The 24,005-nt window shown below is 75.6% G+C and carries 23 protein-coding genes; 14 read left to right on the plus strand and 9 right to left on the minus strand.

Annotated elements, in window-relative coordinates:
• Nucleotides 1-72 precede the first annotated feature (72 nt).
• Nucleotides 73-516 (plus strand): 30S ribosome-binding factor RbfA, encoded by a 444-nt coding sequence (gene rbfA, locus CCE02nite_RS10620; RefSeq protein WP_141389621.1) that lies wholly within the window; start codon nt 73-75, stop codon nt 514-516.
• A gap of 118 nt (nt 517-634) precedes the next feature.
• On the opposite strand, the gene CCE02nite_RS10625 is transcribed toward rbfA, so the two are convergent.
• The gene (locus CCE02nite_RS10625; protein WP_141389622.1) at nt 635-2,167 is read right to left on the minus strand and encodes an MFS transporter; all 1,533 of its coding nucleotides are present in this window, start codon (nt 2,165-2,167) and stop codon (nt 635-637) included.
• 81 nt (nt 2,168-2,248) lie between these two features.
• On the opposite strand from CCE02nite_RS10625, the gene CCE02nite_RS10630 reads away from it, so the two are divergent.
• The 5 genes from CCE02nite_RS10630 (at nt 2,249) to CCE02nite_RS10650 (ending at nt 7,266) form a co-directional block, all read left to right on the plus strand.
• Complete coding sequence (locus CCE02nite_RS10630; RefSeq protein ID WP_141389623.1) at nt 2,249-2,839, plus strand: TetR/AcrR family transcriptional regulator; 591 nt, start codon at nt 2,249-2,251, stop codon at nt 2,837-2,839.
• Nucleotides 2,836-3,816 (plus strand): tRNA pseudouridine(55) synthase TruB, encoded by a 981-nt coding sequence (truB, locus tag CCE02nite_RS10635; RefSeq protein WP_141389624.1) that lies wholly within the window; start codon nt 2,836-2,838, stop codon nt 3,814-3,816. The genes CCE02nite_RS10630 and truB overlap by 4 nt, the downstream gene beginning before the upstream one ends.
• Before the next feature lie 107 nt (nt 3,817-3,923).
• Nucleotides 3,924-4,958 carry a bifunctional riboflavin kinase/FAD synthetase gene (locus tag CCE02nite_RS10640; RefSeq protein WP_141389625.1) on the plus strand — a complete coding sequence of 345 codons (1,035 nt, stop codon included), beginning with the start codon at nt 3,924-3,926 and terminating at the stop codon, nt 4,956-4,958.
• Between the two features lie 2 nt (nt 4,959-4,960).
• Complete coding sequence (locus CCE02nite_RS10645) at nt 4,961-5,659, plus strand: ABC transporter ATP-binding protein (protein ID WP_141389626.1); 699 nt, start codon at nt 4,961-4,963, stop codon at nt 5,657-5,659.
• 2 nt (nt 5,660-5,661) lie between these two features.
• Nucleotides 5,662-7,266: a DUF6297 family protein gene (locus tag CCE02nite_RS10650; RefSeq protein ID WP_141389627.1), complete on the plus strand. Its 1,605-nt coding sequence runs from the start codon at nt 5,662-5,664 to the stop codon at nt 7,264-7,266.
• 24 nt (nt 7,267-7,290) lie between these two features.
• Here CCE02nite_RS10650 and CCE02nite_RS10655 read toward each other — a convergent pair whose 3' ends face one another.
• Nucleotides 7,291-8,043, minus strand: coding sequence for an ABC transporter ATP-binding protein (locus CCE02nite_RS10655; RefSeq protein WP_141389628.1), 753 nt, complete (start codon nt 8,041-8,043; stop codon nt 7,291-7,293).
• 80 nt (nt 8,044-8,123) lie between these two features.
• Nucleotides 8,124-9,242 carry an ABC transporter permease gene (locus CCE02nite_RS10660; RefSeq protein ID WP_141389704.1) on the minus strand — a complete coding sequence of 373 codons (1,119 nt, stop codon included), beginning with the start codon at nt 9,240-9,242 and terminating at the stop codon, nt 8,124-8,126.
• Nucleotides 9,243-9,462: 220 nt separating this feature from the next.
• Between CCE02nite_RS10660 and CCE02nite_RS10665 the strand changes: the two genes are divergently transcribed.
• The 8 genes from CCE02nite_RS10665 (at nt 9,463) to CCE02nite_RS10700 (ending at nt 19,457) form a co-directional block, all read left to right on the plus strand.
• Nucleotides 9,463-10,779: a sensor histidine kinase gene (locus CCE02nite_RS10665; RefSeq protein ID WP_255318796.1), complete on the plus strand. Its 1,317-nt coding sequence runs from the start codon at nt 9,463-9,465 to the stop codon at nt 10,777-10,779.
• Nucleotides 10,776-11,417 carry a response regulator transcription factor gene (locus CCE02nite_RS10670; RefSeq protein WP_141389629.1) on the plus strand — a complete coding sequence of 214 codons (642 nt, stop codon included), beginning with the start codon at nt 10,776-10,778 and terminating at the stop codon, nt 11,415-11,417. Before CCE02nite_RS10665 ends, CCE02nite_RS10670 begins: the two co-directional genes overlap by 4 nt.
• Nucleotides 11,418-11,659: 242 nt before the next feature.
• Nucleotides 11,660-13,627 carry a peroxidase family protein gene (locus CCE02nite_RS10675; protein ID WP_141389630.1) on the plus strand — a complete coding sequence of 656 codons (1,968 nt, stop codon included), beginning with the start codon at nt 11,660-11,662 and terminating at the stop codon, nt 13,625-13,627.
• 181 nt (nt 13,628-13,808) lie between these two features.
• The gene (gene rpsO / locus CCE02nite_RS10680) at nt 13,809-14,078 is read left to right on the plus strand and encodes a 30S ribosomal protein S15 (RefSeq protein WP_021479897.1); all 270 of its coding nucleotides are present in this window, start codon (nt 13,809-13,811) and stop codon (nt 14,076-14,078) included.
• A gap of 312 nt (nt 14,079-14,390) precedes the next feature.
• A complete protein-coding gene (locus CCE02nite_RS10685; protein ID WP_141389631.1) occupies nt 14,391-16,616 on the plus strand; it encodes a polyribonucleotide nucleotidyltransferase in 2,226 nt (741 codons plus the stop codon).
• Between the two features lies 1 nt (nt 16,617).
• The gene (locus CCE02nite_RS10690; protein ID WP_141389632.1) at nt 16,618-17,949 is read left to right on the plus strand and encodes a M16 family metallopeptidase; all 1,332 of its coding nucleotides are present in this window, start codon (nt 16,618-16,620) and stop codon (nt 17,947-17,949) included.
• 207 nt (nt 17,950-18,156) lie between these two features.
• Complete coding sequence (gene dapB / locus CCE02nite_RS10695; protein ID WP_255318803.1) at nt 18,157-18,912, plus strand: 4-hydroxy-tetrahydrodipicolinate reductase; 756 nt, start codon at nt 18,157-18,159, stop codon at nt 18,910-18,912.
• A gap of 104 nt (nt 18,913-19,016) precedes the next feature.
• The gene (locus CCE02nite_RS10700; RefSeq protein WP_141389707.1) at nt 19,017-19,457 is read left to right on the plus strand and encodes a hypothetical protein; all 441 of its coding nucleotides are present in this window, start codon (nt 19,017-19,019) and stop codon (nt 19,455-19,457) included.
• 18 nt (nt 19,458-19,475) lie between these two features.
• Here the strand turns inward: CCE02nite_RS10700 and CCE02nite_RS10705 are convergent, their stop codons facing one another.
• The 6 genes from CCE02nite_RS10705 to CCE02nite_RS10730 form a co-directional block, all read right to left on the minus strand.
• The gene (locus CCE02nite_RS10705) at nt 19,476-19,934 is read right to left on the minus strand and encodes a hypothetical protein (protein ID WP_141389633.1); all 459 of its coding nucleotides are present in this window, start codon (nt 19,932-19,934) and stop codon (nt 19,476-19,478) included.
• 79 nt (nt 19,935-20,013) lie between these two features.
• The gene (locus tag CCE02nite_RS10710) at nt 20,014-20,523 is read right to left on the minus strand and encodes a GNAT family N-acetyltransferase (RefSeq protein WP_141389634.1); all 510 of its coding nucleotides are present in this window, start codon (nt 20,521-20,523) and stop codon (nt 20,014-20,016) included.
• A gap of 41 nt (nt 20,524-20,564) precedes the next feature.
• Entirely contained in the window at nt 20,565-20,885 is a 321-nt protein-coding gene (locus tag CCE02nite_RS20645; protein ID WP_141389635.1) for an AzlD domain-containing protein, read from the minus strand.
• Complete coding sequence (locus CCE02nite_RS10720) at nt 20,882-21,700, minus strand: AzlC family ABC transporter permease (protein WP_141389636.1); 819 nt, start codon at nt 21,698-21,700, stop codon at nt 20,882-20,884. The genes CCE02nite_RS20645 and CCE02nite_RS10720 overlap by 4 nt, the downstream gene beginning before the upstream one ends.
• Complete coding sequence (locus CCE02nite_RS10725; RefSeq protein ID WP_141389637.1) at nt 21,697-22,356, minus strand: TIGR00645 family protein; 660 nt, start codon at nt 22,354-22,356, stop codon at nt 21,697-21,699. Before CCE02nite_RS10725 ends, CCE02nite_RS10720 begins: the two co-directional genes overlap by 4 nt.
• A 106-nt stretch (nt 22,357-22,462) precedes the next feature.
• A complete protein-coding gene (locus CCE02nite_RS10730) occupies nt 22,463-23,947 on the minus strand; it encodes an NAD-dependent succinate-semialdehyde dehydrogenase (protein ID WP_141389638.1) in 1,485 nt (494 codons plus the stop codon).
• Nucleotides 23,948-24,005 lie beyond the last annotated feature (58 nt).

Raw genomic sequence — 24,005 nt, forward strand, 5'->3', positions numbered from 1 at the left:
GGCCGACGGGGACCGTTCGGCGTACGGTCGTCAGGACCGTCGCCGGAACGCTCGGCACGAAAGGAAGAAGCCATGGTGGATCACCCTCGGGCGAGGAAGCTCGCCGACCGCATCAAGGAGATCGTCGCGCAGATGCTCGACACGCGGATCAAGGACCCGCGCCTCGGGTTCGTCACGGTGACGGACGTGCGCGTCACCGGTGACCTGCAGAACGCGTCCGTGTTCTACACCGTGTACGGCACGGACGAGGAGCGGGCCGGCACGGCCGCCGCGCTGGAGAGCGCGAAGGGCCTCATCCGGTCCGAGGTCGGCAAGCAGACGGGGATCCGCCTGACGCCGACGATCGAGTTCCACCTCGACTCCGTCCCCGAGACGGCCGCGCACCTCGACGCCGCGCTCGTCGAGGCGCGCCGTCGTGACGCCGAGCTCGCGGCCCTGCGCGAGGGCAAGGCCTTCGCCGGGGAAGCGGACCCGTACCGCACGGCCGAGGAGGAGGGGGAGTCGGCCGAGCGCTGACCTCCGACCCCGCACCGCGCCGAGGGCCGGTGGCGACACGCGACGCGTGCCGCCACCGGCCCTCGGTCGTTCCCTCGGGCGGACCGGGAGGCGGAGGGGCGTCGCCCGGCGGGCCCGGTCAGCGGCCCGTGCCCCGGGGGAGGAAGAGCGCGGCCGCGGTGGCGACCGCGAGCACGGCGGCGCCGACGGCGAGGGCCGGTACCAGCCCGGTCGCGAAGGCGGCCGGTGTCAGCGCGCCGCCCGCGGCGAGGAAGACGGCGGTCAGCACCGCGACCCCGAGCGCGACGCCGATCTCCCGCAGCGTCGCGTTGACGCTGCTCGCCGTCGCGTGGTCGGCGTCCGCGACCCCGGCGAGCACCGCCGTCGCGACGGGCGCGAACGTGAGGCCCATGCCGACGCCGGCGAGCACGAACGCGGGCACGAGCGCGCCGTAGACGGTCGGGTCGGCGTCCACGAGGTACGCCATCCAGCCGAGCGCGACGGTCTGGAGGGCGAGGCCGGTGACGACGAGGGGGCGCACGCCGACCCGGGACGCGAGCGCACCCGCGAGCGGGGCGACCACCATGGGCGCGGCCGTCCACGGCAGGGTCCGCACCCCCGCCTCGAGGGGGGAGTAGCCCTGGCCCACCTGGAGGAACTGCGTGAGCAGGAAGACCGCGCCGAACATCCCGACGGCGAACGCGAGGCTCGCGACGTTGGCCGCGCTGAAGCTCCGCGAGCGGAACAGGCGCAGGGGGACGAGCGGGTGCGCGGTGCGGGCTTCCCGGACGACGAAGAGCACGAGCAGGGCAGTCGCCACCGCGAGGGTCGCGATCGTGGCCGCTGATCCCCATCCACGCCGCTCGGCGTCGACGATGCCCCACACGGCGAGCAGGACGCCGCCGCCCGCGAGGAGCAGCCCCGGGACGTCGAACGGCTGCCGACGCCCGAACGACTCGCGCAGCGCCGCGAGGACGAGCGGCACGGCGACGACGGCGACCGGGACGTTGAGCCAGAAGATCGCCTGCCAGCTCAGGCCCTCGACGACGGCGCCGCCGACGAGCGGGCCGAGCGCGACGCCGAGGCCGGAGACGCCGCCCCAGACCCCGATCGCGAGCGCGCGCCGTGCGACCGGGACGGCGCCGACGAGCAGCGTGAGCGACAGCGGGAAGATCGCCGCGGCACCGGCGCCCTGGACCGCCCGGGCCGCGACGAGCGCGCCGGGGGTGTCCGCGAGGGCGGCGGCCGCCGACGCGAGCGTGAAGAGCGCGATCCCGCCGACGAACACCCGGCGGCGGCCGAGGCGGTCGCCGAGCGCGGCCGCGGGCAGCATGAGCGTCGCGAACGCGAGCGTGTAGGCGTTGACGAACCACTGGAGCTGCTCGACGGTCGGCCGGAGCGCCTCCGAGATCACGGGGAGCGCGCCGGTGACGACGAGGTTGTCGAGCGTGGCCATGAACATGGGCAGCGACGCGGCGACGAGCGCGAGGGCGACGGGGCGCGCGCGCCGTGCCGTGGGCTCTGGGAAGGGGTGGGGCGCCCGCGGTGTGGGCGGGCGGAGCTCCGGTGCGTCCGCGACGGCCGCGCGCGCGGGGCGCACGTCGTCGGGCAGGTCGTCGAGCCGGGCGTCGGTCGAGGCGGTGGCCGACGGTTCGGTCGAGGGAAGTGTCATGGTCGTGCCTCCGAGGAAGGAGTAAGCATTGATTGATTACTACCTGGGCGACGCTAGTAATCGACTGATAACCTGTCAACCATGAGTTCCGACGCACCGGCCCGGCGCATGACGCGCGACGAGCGCCGCGAGCAGATCCTCGACGCCGCCACCGCGGTGTTCGCGGAGGGCGGCTACGCGGGCACCAGCACCGACCAGGTCGCACGCGCGGCGCACGTGTCCCAGCCCTACGTCGTGCGGCTCTTCGGGACCAAGGAGGAGCTGTTCCGCGAGGTGTTCGACCGCGTCGCGAGCGAGATCGTCGCGCGGTTCGAGGCCGTCCCGCCCGGCCCGGACGCCAAGGCCGCGATGGGCGAGGCGTACACGCGCCTCATCGCCGACCCGGACCAGCTCCGCGTCCTCATGCACGGGTTCGTGCTCGGCGCCGACCCGGTGCTCGGCACCCGGGCGCGCGCGGTGCTGGCACAGGCGTTCGACCTCTACCGCACGCGCGCCGGGGCGAGCGACGAGGAGGCGCGCGACTTCGTGGCGCGCGGGATGCTGCTCAACACGCTGTTCGCCGTCGAGGCCCCGTCCCACGCCGACGACGACCCGGCGCTCGCGCTGCTCGTCCGGTGCACGGTCGACCCGACGGACCTCCCCGGCCGCGCGGCGACGGAGGGGAACCGATGACCGCCGCACGCACCGAGCGTCCGCGCGACCAGGCGCCCCGCCGCCCGACGGCGCCCGACGGCCTGGTCGTCGTCGACAAGCCGGGCGGCTGGACGAGCCACGACGTCGTGGGTCGCGGACGCCGGCTCGCCGGTACGCGCAAGGTCGGCCACGCCGGCACGCTCGACCCCATGGCGACGGGCGTGCTCGTGCTCGGCGTCGGCCGGGCGACGAAGCTGCTCACGTACGTCGTCGGCGCGGACAAGGACTACGACGCGACGATCCGGCTCGGCGCCGCCACGACGACCGACGACGCCGAGGGCGAGGTCGTCGCGTCCGCGGACGCGTCCGGCGTCGGACGTGCGGACCTCGAGCGCGCGATCGCCGACCTCACGGGCGAGATCCTCCAGGTGCCGAGCACGGTGAGCGCGATCAAGGTGGACGGGAAGCGCGCCTACGCCCGTGCCCGCGCGGGCGAGGACGTCGCGCTCGCGGCGCGCCCCGTCGTCGTCTCGCGGTTCGAGGTCCTCGACGTGCGCCCGGCGGGGCCGGGGGAGACGCCCGACGGAGCGCCCCCCGCCCTGGACGTGGACGTCGCCGTGACCGTGTCGTCGGGCACGTACGTGCGCGCGCTCGCGCGCGACCTCGGCGCGGCGCTCGGCGTCGGCGGGCACCTCACGGCCCTGCGGCGCACGCGCGTCGGCGGGTACGGGCTCGACGTCGCCTCGACGCTCGAGGAGCTCGAGGCGCAGGCCGACCGCGACGGCGTCCTCGCCACGCTGCCGCTCGCCGACGCGGCGCGCGCGACGTTCCCCGTGCGCGAGCTCACGCCGCAGGAGGCCACGGCGCTGTCGTACGGGCAGTGGATCCCCGGGACCGGGACGCCCGGGACCACGGCGGCGATCTCCCCGGCCGGCGAGCTCGTCGCCCTCGTCGAGGACACGCGCCGCGGCGGCGCCGAGCTCGCGAAGCCCGTGCTCGTCCTGGCGCCCGCCTGACGCTCCTCGGTTCGGCGTCGGGGCCGGGGCGTGGCAGTCTTGTCCAGCGGCGCCGACGACTCCCTGCCGGCGCGCCCGACCCACCCCCTCACCGGAGGAGTTCTCGCGTGCACCTGTGGACGGACCTGAGCCAGGTTCCCCCGGGTTTCGGCCCGTCGGTCGTGACGATCGGCAACTTCGACGGCGTCCACCGCGGCCACGCCCAGGTGCTCGGCCGGATCGTCGACCTCGCCCGCGCGCGCGACGCGCGCGCGGTCGCCGTGACGTTCCACCCGCACCCGGCGGTCGTGCACCGCCCCGAGAGCGCACCGGAGCTCATCACGGGCATCGCCGACCGGGTCGAGCTGCTCGCGGAGACCGGCCTGGACGCCGTCCTCCTCGTGGAGTACACGCTCGAGTTCGCGCGCCAGACGCCGGAGGAGTTCGTGCGCACGTACCTCGTCGACGGGCTCCGCGTCGGGACCGTCGTCGTGGGGCACGACGTGCGCTTCGGCCGCGACAACGCCGGGACGATCGAGACCATGGTCGAGCTCGGGGCGCGGTTCGGCTTCGAGGTCGTGGCGATCGACGACGTCGGGCAGCACCAGGGCGTGCCCGTCACGGACGAGGCCACGCCGGGCGACTCCCAGGTGCGCTGGTCCTCCACGGGCGTGCGGGCGCTGCTCGCGGCGGGCGACGTGCGCGAGGCGGCCCGCATCCTCGGCCGGTCGCACCGCGTGCGGGGCACGGTCGTGCACGGCGACGCCCGGGGCCGCGAGCTCGGCTTCCCGACGGCGAACCTCGGCGCCATCAGCGGCATGGTCCCGGCCGACGGCGTGTACGCGGGGTGGCTGGAGCGGCCGCAGCTCGCGGGCGCGGACCCCGAGCACGCCGACGTCCGCCTCCCGGCCGCGATCTCGATCGGCACCAACCCGACGTTCGACGGCGTCGAGCGCCGCGTCGAGGCCTACGTCCTCGACCGTGCCGACCTCGACCTGTACGACGAGGACGTCGTCCTGGAGCTGGTCGAGCGCCTGCGCCCGACGCTGCGCTTCGACGGCATCGAGCCGCTCGTCGCGCAGATGCACGACGACGTCGCCCGCGCCCGCGCGATCCTCGCCGGCGCGGACGGGGAGCCGGTCGCGACGACCACGGGGTCCTGACCGTGGCGGCCCCGGTCCCGGCCCCCGTGCTCGAGGCGCGCGCGCTGCGCGTCGGCTACGCCGACGTCGCCGTGTGCGCGCCGGTCGACCTCACCGTGCAGCGCGGCGAGCTGGTCGTCGTCATCGGCGCGAACGGCAGCGGGAAGTCGACGCTCCTGCGCACGGTGCTCGGGCTGCAACCCCCGCTCGGCGGCGCCGTGCGGGCGTTCGGACGGGTCGTCGACGAGCGCGAGCGGGACTTCCGCGCGCGCGTCGCGGGCGTGCTCGACGACGACGCGTTCTTCCCCGCGCTCACGGTGCGCGAGCACCTCGTCCTCGTCGCGCGCGGGCACGGCGTCGTCGGGGCGGGGGCGGCCGTGGACGCGCTCCTGGACCGGTTCGGGATCGCGGAGCAGGCGGCGTCGCTGCCGTCGGCGCTCTCGTCGGGCCAGCGGCGCCGCTTCCTCCTCGCCTCGGGCCTCGTCCGGCCCCGTGAGCTGCTGGTGCTCGACGAGCCCGAGCAGCGACTCGATCCCGGCATGCGCGAGCGGCTCGCGGCGCTGCTCGTGGACGACGCGCGCAGCGGTGTCGCGGTCGTCCTCGCCACCCACGACCCCGACCTCGTCGCGCGGACCGGCGCGCGCGGCCTCCTGGTCGGCGACGACGCGTGCGTCGCGCTCGACCCGGCGGACACCCACGACGCGCTCCTGGCGGTGCGCTGACGGTGACCGGCCCGCACCCTGACGGACCTCCCGGAGAGACCCGCCGCGCGAGCCGCGTCGACGGTCCCGACCTCGCGGCGGACGGGCTGCGCACCGACCCCGACGAGCTGCTCACCGGCCGTGAGCTGCGGCGCCTGACGGCGCGCGCCGCGGCGGCGCGGGCCGACGCCGGGCCGGGGGAGATCGTCGTCGACGTCGCCTACGCCGTCGTCTCCGTCGCGCTCGCGACGGTCTGGGTGGTGGGCCTCGCCACGATGCTGCGCTCCTCCCTGGACACCGGCACCGCGATCGGCTCCGAGCAGGTGCTCGGTCCGGGCGGGATCCAGGCGCTCGGGACGGCCGCGCTGCTCGCGTTCCTCACGGGGACGGCCGTGCGCCTGGGCCCGGTGGGCGCGGGCAGCGGGGGAGTCCGCTGGTGGGTACCCACCCCGGCGGACCGGCGCGGGCTCGTCGCGCCGTCGTTCGTCCGAGCGGTGCTGCTCGGCGGTGTCGTCGGCGCGGTCGGGACCGCCGTCGTCGCGGTCGCCGCAGGGCTCGACGCAGGCCCGGCGTTGCGGGGCGCGCTCACGGGCGGTGCCCTCGGCCTCCTGCTCGTCTCGGTCGCGGGCCTCGCCCAGCCCTCGCCCCGCGCGGCGGCGGCGCTCGCCCGCGCGAGCGACGTCGCCGTCGCGGCCGTGCCGGTCGCGGGCCTCGTGCTCGTCGTCGTCGGCCGCTCCGGGCTGCCCGCGCTCGCCGCGCCCCCGCTCGTCGCGGTCGGCCTCCTCGCGGTCGCCGCGGTGCTCGTGCTGCGCTGGTGGCGCGGGCTGGAGTCGCTCGGCGCGACCGTCCTGCGCGCACAGAGCTCGGTCGCGGACCAGGTGGGCGGCGCCGTGCTCTCGTTCGACACGCGCGACCTCGGTCGCGCCCTGCGCCGTGCCGGGGCGGCCCGGGTGCGCGTCCGGCACCCGCGCCGGTTCGCCGCGGTGCGCGGCGCGTTCGGCGCGGTGGTGGCCGCCGACCTCGTCCTCCTCGGGCGCAGCTCGTCCGCCCTCGCGCAGCTCGTCGGACTCGGCGCGCTGACGGTCGTCGCCCAGCAGGTCCCCGGCCTCGGCTCGGGGTTCGGCCTCTTCGCGGTGCTGGTCGTCGCGGGCCTCGGCGCCGCCGTGCTCGGCGCCGAGGGAGCGCGTACGGCGGAGATGGCGCCCGTCGTCGACTCCCTCGTGCCGCTCGCCGCGCGCTGGACCCGGCTCGCGCGTGCCGTCGTCCCCACGCTCACGGCCACCGCGTGCCTCCTCGCGGGGTCGGCGCCTCTGGTGGTCGCGACGGGAGACGCTCGGTGGGTCGCGCTCGGCGCGCTCACGGCCGTCGTGCAGGGCGCAGCCGCCGTGCGCAGCGCCTACCGCGAGCCGCCGAACTGGGGTGGCCCGCTGCTCGCGACGCCCGCGGGCGGCGTCCCCACGGGCGCCGCCGCGGTGCTGCGCAAGGGGCCGGACGTCGCGGTCCTCGGCGCCGTCCCCCTGGGCGTGGCGCTCCTCGTCGGTGCTCCCGGCGGGGGTGCGCTCGTCGCGCAGGCGCTCGCGGCGGTGGTGGCGCTCGCGGTCGCGACCCACGTGCGCGCGGCGCGCTGACCGCGGCCGGCGGCCGGGGAGACGTCAGGCGACGACCGGCGCCTCGACGACCCGGCCGTCCGCCAGGTGCACGCGCGCGTCGACCGGGTCGAGGGTCGCCTCGTCGTGCGTGACGAGCAGCGTCGCGGCGTCGAGCTCGCGCGCGAGCCGGACGACGAGCTCCACGACCTGCACGCCGCGCTCGTGGTCGAGCGCCGACGTGGGCTCGTCGACGAGGAGCACCTGCGGGTCGTTCATGAGCGCCCGCGCGATCGCCACCCGCTGGCGCTGGCCGCCCGAGAGGTGCTCGGGACGGCGGTCCGCGCGGTCCGCGACGCCCACGGCGTCGAGCAGGGCGAGCGCGTGCGCGCGGCGTGACGCGGCGGGTCTGCCGCGCAGGTGGCTCATGAGCTCGAGCTGCTCGAGCACGGTGAGGGACGCCACGAGCTGCGGCTGCTGGAAGACGATCCCGATGCGCTCGCGGCGCAGGGCCGCCGCGCGGTCCGCGGCACGCCGCGCCCGGCGGCGGGGCCCGCGTCCGGCCCGCGGCGCACCGGCGGCGTCGTCCGGCGCGCCGAGCGGCGCGCTGACGACGTCGTCCCCGACCCGCACGACGCCGGACGTGGGCGGCGTGAGGGTCGCGGCGACCGCGAGCAGGCTGGACTTGCCGGCGCCGGAGGGGCCGAGCAGCGCCGTGGTCGTGCCCGACGGCACGGTGAGCGTGACGTCGTCCACGGCGACGAGGACGCCGTCGCCGTCGGGGTACGCGAGGCGGATGTGGTCAAGCGTGAGGTCCACGGGGTGCTCCTGGGGTCTCGGGACTGGGGGATGTCGGGGGGACGGGTTCGGTGCGGGCGAGGGCGGCGGCCGGACGCCGGTCAGCGCGCGGCGAGGGCGGCGTGCGGGTCCACGCGCGCGACCCGCGTCACGGCGAGCATCGCGCCGAGCCCGCCGAGGGCGACGAGCACGACGGCGGGGACGAGCGTCGTCGAGACGTCGACGACGACGGGCATGACGCGGGCCGCGAGCAGGCCGGCCCCGGCCGCGAGCGCCGTGCCGAGCCCGACGCCGACGCCGAGCACGACGCCCGCCTGGCCGATCGCGTCGCGCAGGAGATAGCGCGTCGAGGCGCCGAGCGCCCGCAGCACGGCGACGTCTCCGGCGCGCTGGATCGTCCAGACCGTGAAGAACGCACCGACGACGAGCGCGGAGATGGCGAGGAGGAACACCTGCATGAGGGTCAGCGAGAGGTTCTCGGCGGTGAACGAGGAGATGGCCGAGCGCGCCTCGCGCGGCGTCGCGGTGACCGTCCCGAGCTCCGCGTCGGCCGCGGCGAGGGCGTCCGCCGTCGGCGGGTCGTCGCCGAACCGGAGCGCGACGACGGTCGCGGTCGGGCCCTCCTGCGCGTCGCCCGCGGCGCCGCCGCGCGCGCCGACCGCCTGCCAGTCGTCGAGGGAGACCCACACGACCGGCGTGTGGGAGAAGTCCGCCTCGACGTCCTCGACCGCGGCGACGCGCAGGTCGAGCGGGCCGGCTCCGACCTGGTCGCCGACGTCCGCGCCCAGTGCGTCGGCGGCGCCGCGCGAGAGCACGACCGTCCCGGCGGAGACGTCGGCGCCCTCGTCGCCCGCTCCTGGCACCAGGCCCGAGCCCGGCCGGACGCCGAACGCGGTGACGGCGGCCGTGCTCTCGCCGGACGCGCGCACGGTCGCGACGCCGAGCGGCTCCGCGGTCCGGACGCCGGGGACGTCGGCCCACGCGTCCTGCTGGGCGGACGTGACCTCGGACTCGGTGAAGGTCGGCGAGGCGCCCTCGGCCGGCGGCGCGAAGGCGAGGCGGTCGACGGGCAGGTCCGTCACGGCCGACGTGCTCGCGCGGCCGAGCCCGGCGGTGAGCGCCGCGAGGAACGCGACGAGGAACGTGATGAGCGCGACGACCGTGATCATGAGCGCGAAGCGCCCGCGGGCGTGGCGCAGGTCGCGCAGGGCGAGGAACACGCGGAAGACCTCCTGGGTCGATGGGGTGCAGGTGGCGGGCCGCGGCGCGGCGACCGCGATCCGGTCGCGCGCCGCGGGCGTCCCGACGTCCCGTCCACGGTCTCGCGGCACGGCGCGCCCCGGATCGCCGCGGCGATCGGTCCTGCGTCGCCGCGGGGTGGAGCCGCCCCTCGACCGTTCGGACGATGCCGGGCCGGGGCGGCGTGGCTAGGGTGTCGGCGTGACCACGGCCGCGTCCCCGACCCCCGCCTCGCCCGTCGGGCACGGCGCGCGCGTCGTGCCGACGGCCACCCGGTGGCTGCGCCGCGGCCTGGACGTCCTCCTCGTCGGCCTGCTCGCGCTGTCGCTCGCCGGTGCTCTTGCCACGGCGAGCACGGCGCGGGGTGTCGTCGCCGTCGTGCTGTGCGCCGCGCTGCTCGCGCTCTACGTGCTGGGCCGGCGCCGCCTGCCGCTCCCGGACGACGTCGGAGCGCCCCGGGGCGCCTGGTGGCCCGGGGGCGTGTGGGTGACCGGGCTCGTGGTGCTGTGGGTCGCGCTGTGCCTGGCCTCGGTCACGGCGGTGTGGGTCGCGTTCCCGCTGATGTTCGTCGCGATGCACGTGCTCGGCCCGCGGCGCGGCCCGGTCGCCGTCGGCGTGATCGTGCTCCTCGTGGTCGCGGTCATGGTCGCGTACACGGCGAACCTCGCGCTGCCGTTCGTGCTGGGTCCCGCGATCGGCGGGGCCGTCGCGGTCGTCGTCGTGCTCGCGCTCGAGGCGGTCGTGCGCGAGTCGCAGGAGCGCCAGCGCACGCTCGACGAGCTCGTCCGCACGCGCGACGAGCTCGCGACGGCCGAGCGCGAGCGCGCCGTCGCGGGCGAGCGGGAACGCCTCGCGCGCGAGATCCACGACACGCTCGCCCAGGGTTTCTCCTCGGCCGAGCTGCTCCTGCGTGCCGCGCAGACTGCGCTCGACGACGGCGACGTGGCCACCGCGCGCCGGTACGTCGAGCAGACGCGGGACGTCGCGCGGCACAACCTCGCCGAGGCGCGCCGCGTGGTCCGTGCGCTCGCGCCCGCCGACCTCGCGTCGTCGAACCTCGTCGACGCCCTGCGCCGCACCGCCGCCCGGTCCTCGGGTCGTGCGGGCGGCGGCGGGCCGGCCGTGGTCGTGCGGGTGAGCGGGGACGCGGTGCCGTTGCCGACCGACGTCGAGGCCGCCCTGCTGCGCGTCGCCCAGTCCGCGCTCGCCAACGCCGAGCGGCACGCGGACGCGTCCCGCGTCGCGGTCACGCTGAGCTTCCTCGCGGGCGCGGCGCCGGGGGAGGAGGCGGTCGCCCTCGACGTGGTCGACGACGGCCGCGGCTTCGACCCGGACGGGCTGCCCGAGAAGTCCGAGCAGGCAGCGGGGGGCACCACGGGCGGGTTCGGGCTCGTCGCCATGCGCGCGCGGCTCGCGGAGCTCGGCGGCACGCTGTCCGTGGAGTCCGCACCGGGCGCGGGCACCGCGGTCGCGGCCTGGGTGCCGCTCGCGCCCGCCGAGGACGAGGGGGAGCGGTGACCGGCCCCGCCGTCGTCGACGTCGTCCTCGCGGACGACCACCCGGTCGTGCGCACGGGTCTGCGGGCGGTGCTCGAGGCCGAGCCCGACGTGCGCGTCGTCGCGGAGGTCGGCTCGGCCGAGGAGCTCCTGGCGCGGCTGCGCGGCGGGCTGCGCGCCGACGTCGTGCTGCTCGACCTCCAGTTCGGCCCGGGCCGGCTCGGGGGCGTCGACGCGGTCCGGGAGATCGTCGCCGCCGGTGGCCCGGCCGTGCTCGTCGTGACGACCTACGACACCGACGCCGACATCCTCGCGGCGGTCGAGGCGGGCGCGCGTGGCTACCTCCTCAAGGACGCCCCGACGCACGAGCTCGTCGCCGCCGTGCGTGCCGCCGCGGCGGGCGAGGTCGCGCTCGGCCCCGCGGTCCAGCGACGGCTCCTCGGCCGCCTGCGCAGCCCCGGCACGGCGCTCACCGCGCGCGAGCTCGAGGTGCTCGCGCTCGTCGCCGAGGGACGCACCAACGACGAGATCGCGCGCGAGCTGTTCCTCTCGCGCGCGACCGTGAAGACCCACCTCGTGCACGTCTACGACAAGCTCGGCGCGCCGTCGCGCACCGCGGCGGTCGCCGAGGCCCGGCGGCGCGGCCTCCTGCGCGGGTAGCGGACGGAGCCCGTCGAGGGCGGGTCCGCCGTCGTCGACCGCCGCGTGTCACGGGACCGGGCGCGCTCCCTCTCTCCGGGTGAGCGGCGCCGTCGTGCACGGCGTCCGTCGCGGCCGCGTGATCCCCGGGCCGCTGTCCAGGGGCGGTCGCACACGCCCCTGCGCGAGCGCGAGCCGCCCGCGGGGCGCTCGGTGGCCCGCCGCGCGGGCCGCACGACGACCTCCCACAGAGAGGCAGAGCCATGGAGGCTCAGCAGCACGCGGCGCCACCCGGCGCAGGCACCATCGCCGAGACGGTGGTCGACGACGTCGCCCCCGACGCGGTCGACCAGGCGTCCACCCCGGTCGGCCGGACCGTCCGGAGCGTCGGTCACGGCTCGGCCGTCGCACCCGACGGCGCCGTGATCAGTGCGGACGCGCACGCGGACGTGGACCCCGCGGCGTCGAACGCCCCGCTCCTGCCCGCGGCCGAGGCCGCGGTCGCCCGGGACCACGAGCTCCACCGCTACGACTCCACGACCGCGTTCGACTACCTGTTCCCGGAGCTCGCGGAGAGCTTTCCCGCGTTCCACCTGCCGGTCGGCGACGGCGCGACGACGGCCACCGTCGAGGCGCTCAAGGCGCTCGGGGCGTCCATGGTCGCCCGGCCGGTCGCCCCGCCCGGTCAGCCGCCGCGCGACCTCAACTCCCACGTCCCGGCGGTGTACACGTACTGGGGCCAGTTCATCGACCACGACATCACGCTCAACACGAACGGCCCGGACACGACGGCCGGCCGGGACGGCGACCAGGCGCTCGGAGACGTCGACGCCGTCCCCTTCCAGGTCTTCGCGCCGCGCGTCGTCGTGCGCTCGCTCCACAACGGGCGGCATCCCGCGCTCAACCTCGACTCGCTCTACGGGAGCGGCCCGGTGTTCGCGGGGGAACGCGGCTACCGGACCACCCGCAGCGAGGCGTCCTACGTCCCGGGGTCCGCCAAGCTCCGGCTCGGGCGCATCTCCACCGAGCCGCTCGTGATCCCGGGCGGGCCGTCGTTCTCGCTCGTCGAGCCCGGCGGCGACGCCCAGCGCGACCTGCCGCGCGACGAGCAGGGAGCACCGCTCGTCCCGGACGGGCGCAACGACGAGAACCTCGTCGTGGCGCAGTTCCACCTCGCGATGATCCGCTTCCACAACGCCGTCGTGGACTGGGTGGACGAGCTCGAGCCGTGGGCGCGGGTCACGGGTGGGGAGCGCGGCGTCTTCGAGCGCGCGAGCCAGCTCGTGCGCTGGCACTACCAGTGGCTCGTGGTCAACGACTACCTGCGCACCCTCACCAAGCCGGGGGTGCTCGACGCGACGCTCCTGCGCGACACCTCGTTCTTCCGGCCCCGCTACCCGATCTCGATGCCCCTGGAGTTCGCCGTCGCGGCGTTCCGGTTCGGGCACTCGATGATCCGCGACACCTACGACTTCAACGTCAACTTCACGGGCCCGCCGCCCCGGAACGCGAGCCTCGTCCAGCTCTTCCAGTTCACGGGCAACGGCGGCAGCCTGCGCCCCGGCCCCGCGGGCGTCCCCGCGCTGCCGTCGAACTGGCCGGTCGAGTGGGCGCGGTTCGTCGACAAGGGCGACCCCTCGCCCTTCCGGGCCGCGGAGAAGATCGACACGTTCCTCGCACCGAGCCTCGGTGACCTCGTCAAGGAGGGCGCGCTGCCGCCCGAGCCGCCCGCGCACACACCGGCCCAGCTCGTGGCCAGCGCGCTGCAGAAGCAGCTCGCGCAACGCAACCTGCTGCGCGGCTACATGCTCGCGCTGCCCACCGGCGAGGCCGTCGCCTCGGCGCTCGGGGTCACCCCGCTCACCCCGGCCCAGCTCGAGGACCGAGCGGGCGACGACGTGAAGCAGGCGCTCGCGGCCCTGCGGGACGGCGACCACGGCGGCACCCCGCTGTGGTACTACGTCCTCAAGGAGGCCGAGCTCCAGGGCAACGGGAGCTTCCTCGGCGAGGTCGGCAGCCGCGTGCTCGCGGAGACGTTCGTGTACCTGCTGCGCCAGGACGACACGTCCTACGTCCGGGCGAGCAACCACTGGACGCCGGCGCAGGGCGTGCACTTCGAGGACGGGTCCCTCGTCCTCACCCTGCCGGACCTGCTCCGGTTCGCGGGCGTCCTGCCCGACGCGACGGGCCGGTTCCGCGGCGACGGGACGGCCGGGCACGACGGGGCCTGAGCGCCGGGGGCGGTGCGGCCGCGCCGTCGGCGGAGGTGCGCTCGAACGACGGCCGCACCGCCCGTCGCCGGCGGTGCGGCCGTGCGCTGGTACGATGGATGCGCCGTCTGACCGGCCGCGGATCCAGAGAGCCCGGGAGAACCGTCCCCGGCGCACCGCGCAACGAACCCGAAGGAGAACCGTGCCGCTCGACACTGCCACGAAGCAGCGCATCATGACCGAGTACGCGACGAGCGAGGGCGACACCGGTTCGCCCGAGGTCCAGGTCGCGCTCCTCACGCAGCGCATCAAGGACCTCACCGAGCACCTCAAGGAGCACAAGCACGACCACCACAGCCGTCGTGGTCTGCTCCTCCTCGTCGGCCAGCGCCGTCGCCTGCTCGGCTACCTGCAGAAGGTCGACATCAACCGCTACCGCAGCCTCATCGAGCGCCTCGGTCTGCGTCGCTGACACGACACCGCCAGCCCGGTCCCTGCGGGGACCGGGCTGGTCTGGTGTGATGTACCTGTCACACCACGGCTGACACCCTCAGCCGACACCACCCACACCGCGCCGCCGGCCTCTCGTTCGGTCCTCGGTAGTGGCTCACGGACCCCCACGGCCCCGTCTCGGACGGAAGCCGGTACGGGAACCGCCGTGGACCTCGATCGAAGACCGCCGAGCGTCGAGTGCGACCGGAGCCCCGCGCCACGCGCGCCGGGGCACGGACCGGAACCCTCGACAGGGCTACCCGGGCGGCGCTTCGAGAAAGGGAGGGCACCCGTGGAGGGTCCCGAGATCCAGTTCGCCGAGGCCACGATCGACAACGGTCGCTTCGGCACCCGCACCGTCCGGTTCGAGACCGGGCGCCTCGCCCGTCAGGCCGCAGGCTCCGTCGCTGCGTACCTCGACGACGAGACCATGCTCCTGTCGGCCACGACGGCCGGCAAGCACCCCAAGGAGCAGTTCGACTTCTTCCCGCTGACGGTGGACGTCGAGGAGCGCATGTACGCCGCGGGCCGCATCCCCGGCTCGTTCTTCCGCCGCGAGGGCCGCCCCTCGACGGACGCGATCCTCGCGTGCCGCCTCATCGACCGCCCGCTGCGCCCGCTGTTCGTCAAGGGCCTGCGCAACGAGGTCCAGGTCGTCATCACGGTCCTCGCGCTCCACCCGGACGACGCGTACGACACGCTCGCGATCAACGCCGCCTCGGCGTCGACGCAGATCTCCGGCCTGCCGTTCTCCGGCCCGGTCGGCGCGGTCCGCATCGCGCTCGTCGACGGCCAGTGGGTCGCGTTCCCCAAGTACTCCGACAAGGAGCGCGCGGTCTTCGACATGGTCGTGGCCGGGCGCGTGGTCGGCGACGACGTCGCGATCGCGATGATCGAGGCCGAGGCCACCGACGGTGCCTGGGGCCTCGTCAAGGACGAGGGCGTCGGCGCGCCGACCGAGGAGGTCGTCGCCGAGGGCATCGAGGCGGCCAAGCCGTTCATCAAGGCGCTGTGCGACGCGCAGTCGGCGCTCGCCGCGCAGGCCGCGAAGCCCGTCAAGGAGTACCCGGTCTTCCTGGACTACCAGGACGACGCGTTCGCCGCGGTCGAGGCCGAGGTCGCGACGGACCTGCGCGCCGCGCTCGCCATCGCGGACAAGCAGGACCGCGAGAACCGTCTCGACGAGATCAAGAACGAGATGGTCGGCAAGCTCCAGGCCGGGTTCGACGGCCGCGAGAAGGAGCTCTCCGCCGCGTACCGCTCGCTGCAGAAGAAGCTCGTGCGCCAGCGCGTGCTCACCGAGGGCGTGCGCATCGACGGCCGTGGGCTCGCGGACATCCGCACCCTGTCGGCCGAGGTCGAGGTGCTCCCGCGCGTGCACGGCTCCGCGCTCTTCGAGCGTGGCGAGACCCAGATCATGGGCGTCACCACGCTGAACATGCTCCGCATGGAGCAGCAGATCGACTCGCTCGGTCCGGAGACGCGCAAGCGCTACATGCACAACTACAACTTCCCGCCCTACTCGACCGGCGAGACCGGCCGCGTGGGCAGCCCCAAGCGCCGCGAGATCGGCCACGGCGCGCTCGCCGAGCGTGCGCTCGTGCCGGTGCTCCCGAGCCGCGAGGAGTTCCCCTACGCGATCCGCCAGGTGTCCGAGGCGCTCGGCTCCAACGGCTCGACGTCCATGGGCTCCGTGTGCGCCTCGACGCTCTCGCTCCTCAACGCGGGCGTGCCGCTGCGCGCCCCCGTCGCGGGCATCGCGATGGGCCTCATCTCCGACACGGTGGACGGTGAGACCCGCTACGCGGCGCTCACCGACATCCTCGGGGCCGAGGACGCGTTCGGCGACATGGACTTCAAGGTCGCCGGTACCCGCGAGTTCGTCACGGCCATCCAGCTCGACACCAAGCTCGACGGCATCCCCGCCTCGGTGCTCGCCGGTGCGCTGACCCAGGCGCGCGACGCGCGCCTGACGATCCTCGACGTCCTCGCCGAGGCCATCGACGTGCCCGACGAGATGTCCCCGAACGCCCCGCGCGTCATCTCCGTGAAGGTGCCGGTCGACAAGATCGGCGAGGTCATCGGCCCCAAGGGCAAGATGATCAACCAGATCCAGGAGGAGACGGGCGCGGACATCTCCATCGAGGACGACGGCACCGTGTACATCGGTGCCACCGACGGCCCGTCGGCCGAGGCCGCCCGCGCGGCGATCAACGCGATCGCCAACCCGCACGTCCCGGAGATCGGCGAGCGCTTCGTCGGCACGGTCGTCAAGACGACGTCGTTCGGCGCGTTCATCTCGCTCTCCCCGGGCAAGGACGGTCTGCTGCACATCAGCCAGATCCGCAAGCTCGTGGGCGGCAAGCGCGTCGAGAACGTCGAGGACGTGCTGTCCATCGGCCAGAAGGTCCAGGTCGAGATCGGCGAGATCGACCCGCGCGGCAAGCTCTCGCTGCACGCCGTGGTCGAGGAGGAGGCTCCGGCCGACGCTCCCGCGACCGAGGGCGCGGACGCCTGACGTGCCCTGGGACCTCCCGCTCGTCCCGGCGGGTGACGCCGGGGCCGAGCTGACCGCCGGGCAGGACGGCGCGACGATCCGTCGCTCGGTCCTGCCCGGCGGGGTCCGCGTGCTCACCGAGTCCATGCCGGGCCTGCGCTCGGCGACGATGGGCGCGTGGGTCGGCGTCGGCTCGCGCGACGAGACCGACGGCCACTTCGGCTCGACGCACTTCCTCGAGCACCTGCTGTTCAAGGGCACCGCGCGCCGCTCGGCGATGGACATCGCCGAGGCGTTCGACGCCGTCGGCGGCGAGGCCAACGCCGCGACCGGCAAGGAGCACACGTGCTACTACGCGCGCGTGCTCGACGCCGACCTGCCCATGGCGGTCGACGTCATCGCCGACATGGTGACGTCCGCGCGCCTGGACCCCGACGAGCTCGAGACCGAGCGCGGCGTGATCCTCGAAGAGCTCGCCATGAACGACGACGACCCCTCGGACGTCGTGCACGAGGAGTTCGCGGCGGCCGTGCTCGGCGGGCACCCGCTCGGCCGCCCCATCGGCGGCACCCCGGACACGATCAACGCGGTCCCGCGCGACGCCGTCTGGGAGCACTACCGCTGGCACTACCGCCCCGAGACGCTCGTCGTCGCGGCGGCGGGCGGCGTCGACCACGACACGCTGGTCGCCCAGGTGGGCCAGGCGCTGCACGACGGCGGCTGGTCGCTCGACGCCGGCAGCGCGCCGCGCGCGCGGCGCGACCCGGCCGACCCCGCCCTGGCGGGCGTCGGGACGGCGGGCGTCGAGCTGTCGGTGCACCGGGCCGTGGAGCAGGCGAACGTCGTCATCGGCGGCACGGGCCTGTCCGCGACCGACGACCGCCGCTTCACGCTCTCCGTGCTCAGCGCGGTGCTGGGCGGCGGCATGAGCTCGCGCCTGTTCCAGGAGATCCGCGAGAAGCGCGGCCTCGCGTACTCGACGTACTCGTTCGCGTCCGGCCACGGCGGCATCGGCACCTTCGGCCTCTACGCCGGGTGCGCGCCGTCGAAGGTGGACGAGGTCACGGCCCTGCTCCACTCCGAGCTCGACCGGCTCGCGGACGACGGCATCACCGGCGCCGAGCTCGACCGCAGCATCGGCCAGCTCTGCGGTGGCATGGTGCTCGGGCTCGAGGACTCCGGCTCGCGCATGAGCAGGCTCGGCAAGGCCGAGCTCGTCTACGGCGAGCTCCTGAGCGTCGAGGAGTCGCTCGACGCCGTCCGGTCGGTCACGGCCGACGACGTGCAGAAGCTGGCGGGCGAGCTCGCCTCGCGGCCGCGGTCGGTCGTGCGTGTCGGACCGTTCGGCGGCTGATCTCCCGCCTCCCACGGCGTCTCGCGGCGGCCGTCCTCCTCCCGGAGGGCGGCCGCCGTCGTGCTGTGGGCAGACCCACTGCCCGGCGTGGCGGACGCGGCACCGGTCCGCCCGCGCACCGGCGATAGGGTGACGGGCGTGAGCGACCAGAGCATCCCCGCGCCCGATCCCGCCCCGACCGCCCCCGGCAAGGAGCCCGGTCGCCCGCTGCGGGTGGCGGTCCTGGGTGCCGCCGGGCGCATGGGAGCCACGGTCTGCGCCGCCGTCGAGGGCGCGGCGGACCTCGAGCTCGTCGCTCGCCTCGACGCGGGGGACGAGGTCGCGGTCTCCACGCTCGGCGGTGCGGACGTCGCCGTCGACTTCACCGTCCCGTCCGCGACCGAGGCGAACGTCCACGCGCTGATCGACGCGGGCGTGCACGCCGTCGTCGGGACCACGGGCTGGACGGAGGAGAGCCGTGGGCGCGTCGTCGCGCACCTCGGCCGCGCCGCCGCGGCCGGCGCACCCGGGCTGGGCGTGCTCATCGCGCCGAACTTCGGCCTCTCGGCCGTCCTCGCGATGACGTTCGCCGCCAAGGCCGCCCGCTACTTCGAGTCGGCCGAGGTGATCGAGCTCCACCACCCCGACAAGGTGGACGCGCCGTCCGGCACGGCGCGGCACACCGCGGCGGCGATCGCCGCGGCACGCGCCGACGCCGGCGTCGCGCCGAGCCCTGACGCGACGGAGACGGGCTGGGAGGCGCGAGGCGCCGACGTCGACGGTGTGCGCGTCCACGCGGTGCGCCTGCGCGGCCTCGTCGCGCACGAGGAGATCCTGTTCGGCAACACGGGCGAGCAGCTCGTCATCCGGCAGGACTCGTTCGACCGCGTCTCGTTCATGCCGGGCGTCCTGCTCGCCGTCCGCGAGGTCGTCGGCCGGCCGGGCCTGACCGTCGGCCTCGAGAACGTGCTGGACCTGGCGTGAGCGCCCCCGGCGGTCCGGTCGGTCCCGACGCCGACGGCGGCAGCGAGGACGATCGTCCGCAGGGGACGACCGGACGGTCGCGCGCCGCCCGGCCCTGGAAGGCGATCGTCGGCGCGGTGCTCGTGACGATCTTGCTCGCGCTCTACGTGTGGCAGGTGGCGGGGCGTGCCGCCGCGCTCATCGGCACGGGCGAGCCGGTGGCGATGGCGATCGGCGCGGGCGTGCTCGTGCTGCCCCTGCTCGTCGTGGGTTTGGTCGGGCGCGAGTTCGCGCTCGCGGGCACCGTGCAGCGCATGGCGGACGATCTCGCCGCCCGGGGCCGGCTGCCGGTCGACGACCTGCCCCGCTCGCCCGGTGGCCGGATCGACCGGGAGTCCGCGGACGCGGCGTTCGGACCCTACCGCGACGCGGTCGACGCCGACCCGCAGAGCTGGGAGGCGTGGTACCACCTGGCGTTCGCCTACGACGCGGCGCGCGACCGCCGCCGGGCGCGCGAGGCCCTGCGCAAGGCCGCGGCGCTCTACCGCTCGCGCCGCCGCGCCTGACGGCGACCGGGCACGAGGTCAGAGGCTGGTCCAGCAGTAGAGCCGGTGGCCCGCGTCGTCCGCCTGGACGCACAGGGTCGCGAGCCGGCGCAGGGCACCGGCCAGGTCGGCGGGGTCGGAGCCCTCCAGCTCGTCGGTGGCGGCCCAGCGCACGGCGACGGCGTCGAGGTCGGTCGGGGTCGCCGCGGCGAGCACCGTGACGAGCTCCGCGGTGACCGCGACGACCCACGGGCCCTCGTCTCCCGCGCTCGCGACGAGCTCCCCGTGCCGGGGGTCGCGCTTCGCCTCGGCGTACGGTCGGTCCGTGAGGAGGCCCGCGAGCGTGCCCAGCACGACGAACGGGTCGATGCCCTTGAGCTCGACCGTGGGAAACACCGGCTGGTTCGTCAGCGGGTCGGGGCTGCTGGGGCCCGTACGTGCCGCGCTGCCGGCCTGCGCGTCGTCAGGAGCGGTGAAGTAGTCGGTGAGGATGCCCATGGCGGTCGATCCTCGCAGGTCAGGCGCGCGAACGGGTCACGGCGGTGTCACGGGTGCGTGACGAGCACGGGCGCGACCCTCAGATCTCGGCCGTCCAGCGCCGTTCGACGACGTCGCGCACCCCGGTCGCGAGCGTGCGGGTCCGCCCGTCGGGCCCGAGGCCGGCGCCGGCGAGGAACGTCTCGCGCGCCGTGTCGCCGTCGAGCACCCAGGTGACGACCTCCGCGGAGCCGTCCCGCCGCAGCCGGTCGACCGCGGCCGACAGCAGGCGCGACCCGTGCCCGCCGCGCTGGTGCCGCGGCTCCACCTCGAGCGCGAGGACCTGTCCGGGCGCCACGGCGGCGAACCCGACGACGTCCGCGCCCGCGCACGCGACGAGCACGCCGAAGCCGGGACCCGGGGGAGAGGAGATCGCGGCGGCCCACTGCTCGCGCATCCGCACCGTGTCGAGCGCGTCGAGCACCTCCTCGCCGAGGACCTCCTCGTGCGACGAGCGCCACGCGCCCACCTGGATCGCGGTCATCGCGACGTCGTCGCCGGGCACGGCAGGGCGGACCGAGACGTCGGCGGTCTCGCGGAAGAGGCTCACGGGTTCACCCTACGAGACCTCGGGGGTCCCTTCGGCCGGGATCAGCCCCAGCCGAGGGCGCGCAGGCCCGCGGCCGTGGCGGCGGCGAGGACCACGACGACGACGAAGGGCGCGCGCAGCGCGAGCGCGACCGCCGCGACGCCGAGCGCGGGCAGGCGCGCGTCGACGACCAGGGCCTGCCCGTCGCCCACCGTCTGCACCGCGACGAGCGCGGCGAGGAGCGCCGCGGTCACGAGCGCCGCCGTGCGCGCGACGCGCTCGTCGGCGAGCCAGTGCTCGGGCACGAGGTGACCGGCGAGCTTGAGCGCGAAGCACACCGCCGACGCGGTCAGCACGACGACCCAGACGGTCGCTGACGTCATGAGGTCTCCGTTCCCGCGGGTCCGTCCGTGGACGACGAGGGCGGCCCGCCCGCGGCGTCGCGCCGGCGTCGCGCGTCCACCTGCCCGATGAGGATCGCGACCGCGGCGGCCGCCAGCACCGGGACGCCGCCCGGCGCGACCGGGATGAGCAGGACCGCGACGAGGACTGCCGCCGCCGCGGTGAGCTGCATCGCCCGCGCCGCGAGCCGGGGCCACAGCAGGGCGAGGAACGCGGCCGCCGCGGCGGCGTCGAGGCCCCACGCGCGCGGGTCGCCGAGCGCGTCGCCGGCGAGCGCCCCGACGAGCGTCATGGCGTTCCACAGCACGAAGATGCCGACGCCGGTCCACCAGAACCCCGCCCGGACGGCGCGGCGCGAGCGCTGTGCGGTCGCGACCGCGGTCGACTCGTCGATCGTGAACTGCGCCGCGACGACCTTGTGCCACGACCGCAGCGCGAGGAGCGGGCCGAGCTGGGCACTATACAGGGCGTTGCGGACCCCGAGGAACCCTGCGGTCGCGATCGCGGCCGCAGGCGCGCCGCCCGCGCCGACCACGCCGATGAGCGCGAACTGCGAGCCGCCCGAGAACATGAGCAGGCTCAGCGCCATCGTCTGCGCGACGTCGAGGCCGGCGACCACCGACAGCGCCCCGAAGGAGATGCCGTACAGGCCCGTCGCGACGGACACCGAGACGGCCTGGCGGACCGCGGCGCGGACCTCGTCCTCGACCGCGTGCTCGACGGCGTCCGTCACCTCGGCGTCGAACGACGCAGGTGCGTCGGCGTCGCGGCGCGGGACGTCGTCGGGCCGGCTCATGCGTGCGGGTCGGCCGGGCCCTCGCCCGCCGCGGCGGCGTTCGCCGCGCGCTGGTGCGCCGTGAGGGACATGCGGTCGATCGCCGCGAGCGCGAGCGCGGACACGACGAACGCGAGGTGGATGATCACCTGCCACATCATGACCTCGCCGGTGATCCGGCCCGTGGACGACTCGATGAAGGTGCGCAGCAGGTGGATCGACGAGATGCCGATGATCGACATCGCGAGCTTGGTCTTGAGCACGTTCGCGTTGACGTGGCTGAGCCACTCGGGCTGGTCCGGGTGGCCGTCGAGCCGGATGCGCGAGACGAACGTCTCGTAGCCGCCGACGATGACCATGATGAGCAGGTTGGAGATCATGACGACGTCGACGAGCCCGAGGACGGCGAGCATGATCTCCTCCGCGCCGAACGCGTGCGAGACCATCTCGTGCGTCGCGGGGTCCTCGACCGTGTGCTCGCCGGTGAACCCGCCGACGATGAGGTGCCACAGCTCCTTGAGGAACTGCCAGACGTAGACGACCTGGGCCACGATGAGGCCGAAGTAGAGCGGCGCCTGGAGCCAGCGGGACGCGAAGATCATGTACCCGACGGTCGTGACGCGGGCGCTGGGCGAGGGGACGTTCGGGCTGATGGTCGACGCGGGCGACGAGGGCACGGGCGTGGGCTCTCCGGGAGTCGGTGGCAGGGGAGCGTCAGGCTACCAACGCCGCGTGACGGCCCGACGACGCCGGTCACGCCCGCAGTCGCACGAGCGACGGGCGTCAGAGCGCGACGTAGACCGTCTCGAGGTACTCCTCGAGACCTGCCTCGCCACCCTCGCGGCCGAGGCCGGACTGCTTCACCCCGCCGAACGGTGCGCTCGCGTCGGACACCATGCCGCGGTTGATGCCGATCATCCCGGCCTCCACCTCCTCGGACACGCGGACGGCGCGGTCGAGCGAGGACGTGTACGCGTAGGCGGCCAGGCCGTACTCGGTCGCGTTCGCGAGCGCGAGGCCCTCGTCGTCGTCGCCGAACGCGACCACGGGCGCCACGGGTCCGAAGATCTCCTCGGTGACGACGCGCGCGTCGGGGTCGACGCCGGAGAGCACGGTCGGGGCGTAGAAGTACCCCGTGGTCCGCGGACGGTCGGCGCCCGTGAGGACCTGCGCGCCGCCGTCGGACGCGGCGTCGACGAGCTCGGCGACCTTGTCCACCGCCTTCGCCTCGATGAGGGGGCCGACCTGCGTCCCGTCCTGCGCGCCCGGGCCGACCCGCAGGCCCTCGAACGCGGCGGCGAGCCGCTGGGCGAACTCGCGCGCGACGGCGTCGTGCACGAGGAAGCGGTTGGCCGCGACGCACGACTGGCCCGCGTTGCGCAGCTTCGCGACGAGCGCCCCCTCGACCGCGGCGTCGAGGTCCGCGTCCGCGAACACGAGGAACGGCGCGTTGCCGCCGAGCTCCATCGACGTGCGCAGCACCTGGGACGCCGCCTTCTCGAGCAGCGTGCGCCCGACGGCCGTGGAGCCCGTGAACGACAGCTTGCGCAGGCGGTCGTCAGCGAGGAGCGGCTCGGTGACGTCCGCGGCGCGCGAGGACGGGACGACGTTGACGACCCCGGTCGGCAGCCCGCGGTCGGCGAGCTCGGACCGGATGACCTCGGCCACGAGCGCCGTCGTCAGCGGCGTGAGCCGCGCCGGCTTGATCACGACGGTGCAGCCGGCCGCGAGCGCCGGGCCGATCTTGCGCGTCGCCATCGCGATGGGGAAGTTCCAGGGCGTGACGAGCAGCGCGGGGCCCACGGGCCGACGGAAGACGAGCTGCCGGTTGCCTCCGGCGGGGGCCGTGCGGGCGAGGCCCTCGGCCCGCACCGCCTGCTCGGCGTACCAGCGCAGGAAGTCGGCGCCGTAGAGCACCTCGGCGCGCGCCTCCGCGAGCGGCTTGCCGCACTCGGCCGTGATGAGCGCGGCGACGTCGTCGGCGCGCGCGACGACCCGGTCGTAGACCGCGCGCAGCACCTCGCCGCGCTCCCGCGGGGGCGTCGCGCGCCACGCGGGCGCCGCCCGGTGCGCGGCGTCGAGGGCGCGCAGGGCGTCGCCGGGGCTCGCGTCGGCGACGTCGAAGAGCGACTCCTCCGTGGCCGGGTCCTCGACCTCGAACGTCCGACCGCCCTCGGCCGGTCCCCAGTGGCCGTCGACGAGCAACCCCGTGGGCACGTGCGCGACGAGGGCGGGGGAGAGGTTCGACGTCGAGGCGGGACGGGACATGCTCCGAGTATCGCCCTCGGGGTCGCCTGGACGCACCCGGGCGGTAGGCGCGCGGCGC

It is taken from the genome of Cellulosimicrobium cellulans (genome assembly GCF_006539945.1).
Lineage (GTDB): Bacteria > Actinomycetota > Actinomycetes > Actinomycetales > Cellulomonadaceae > Cellulosimicrobium > Cellulosimicrobium cellulans.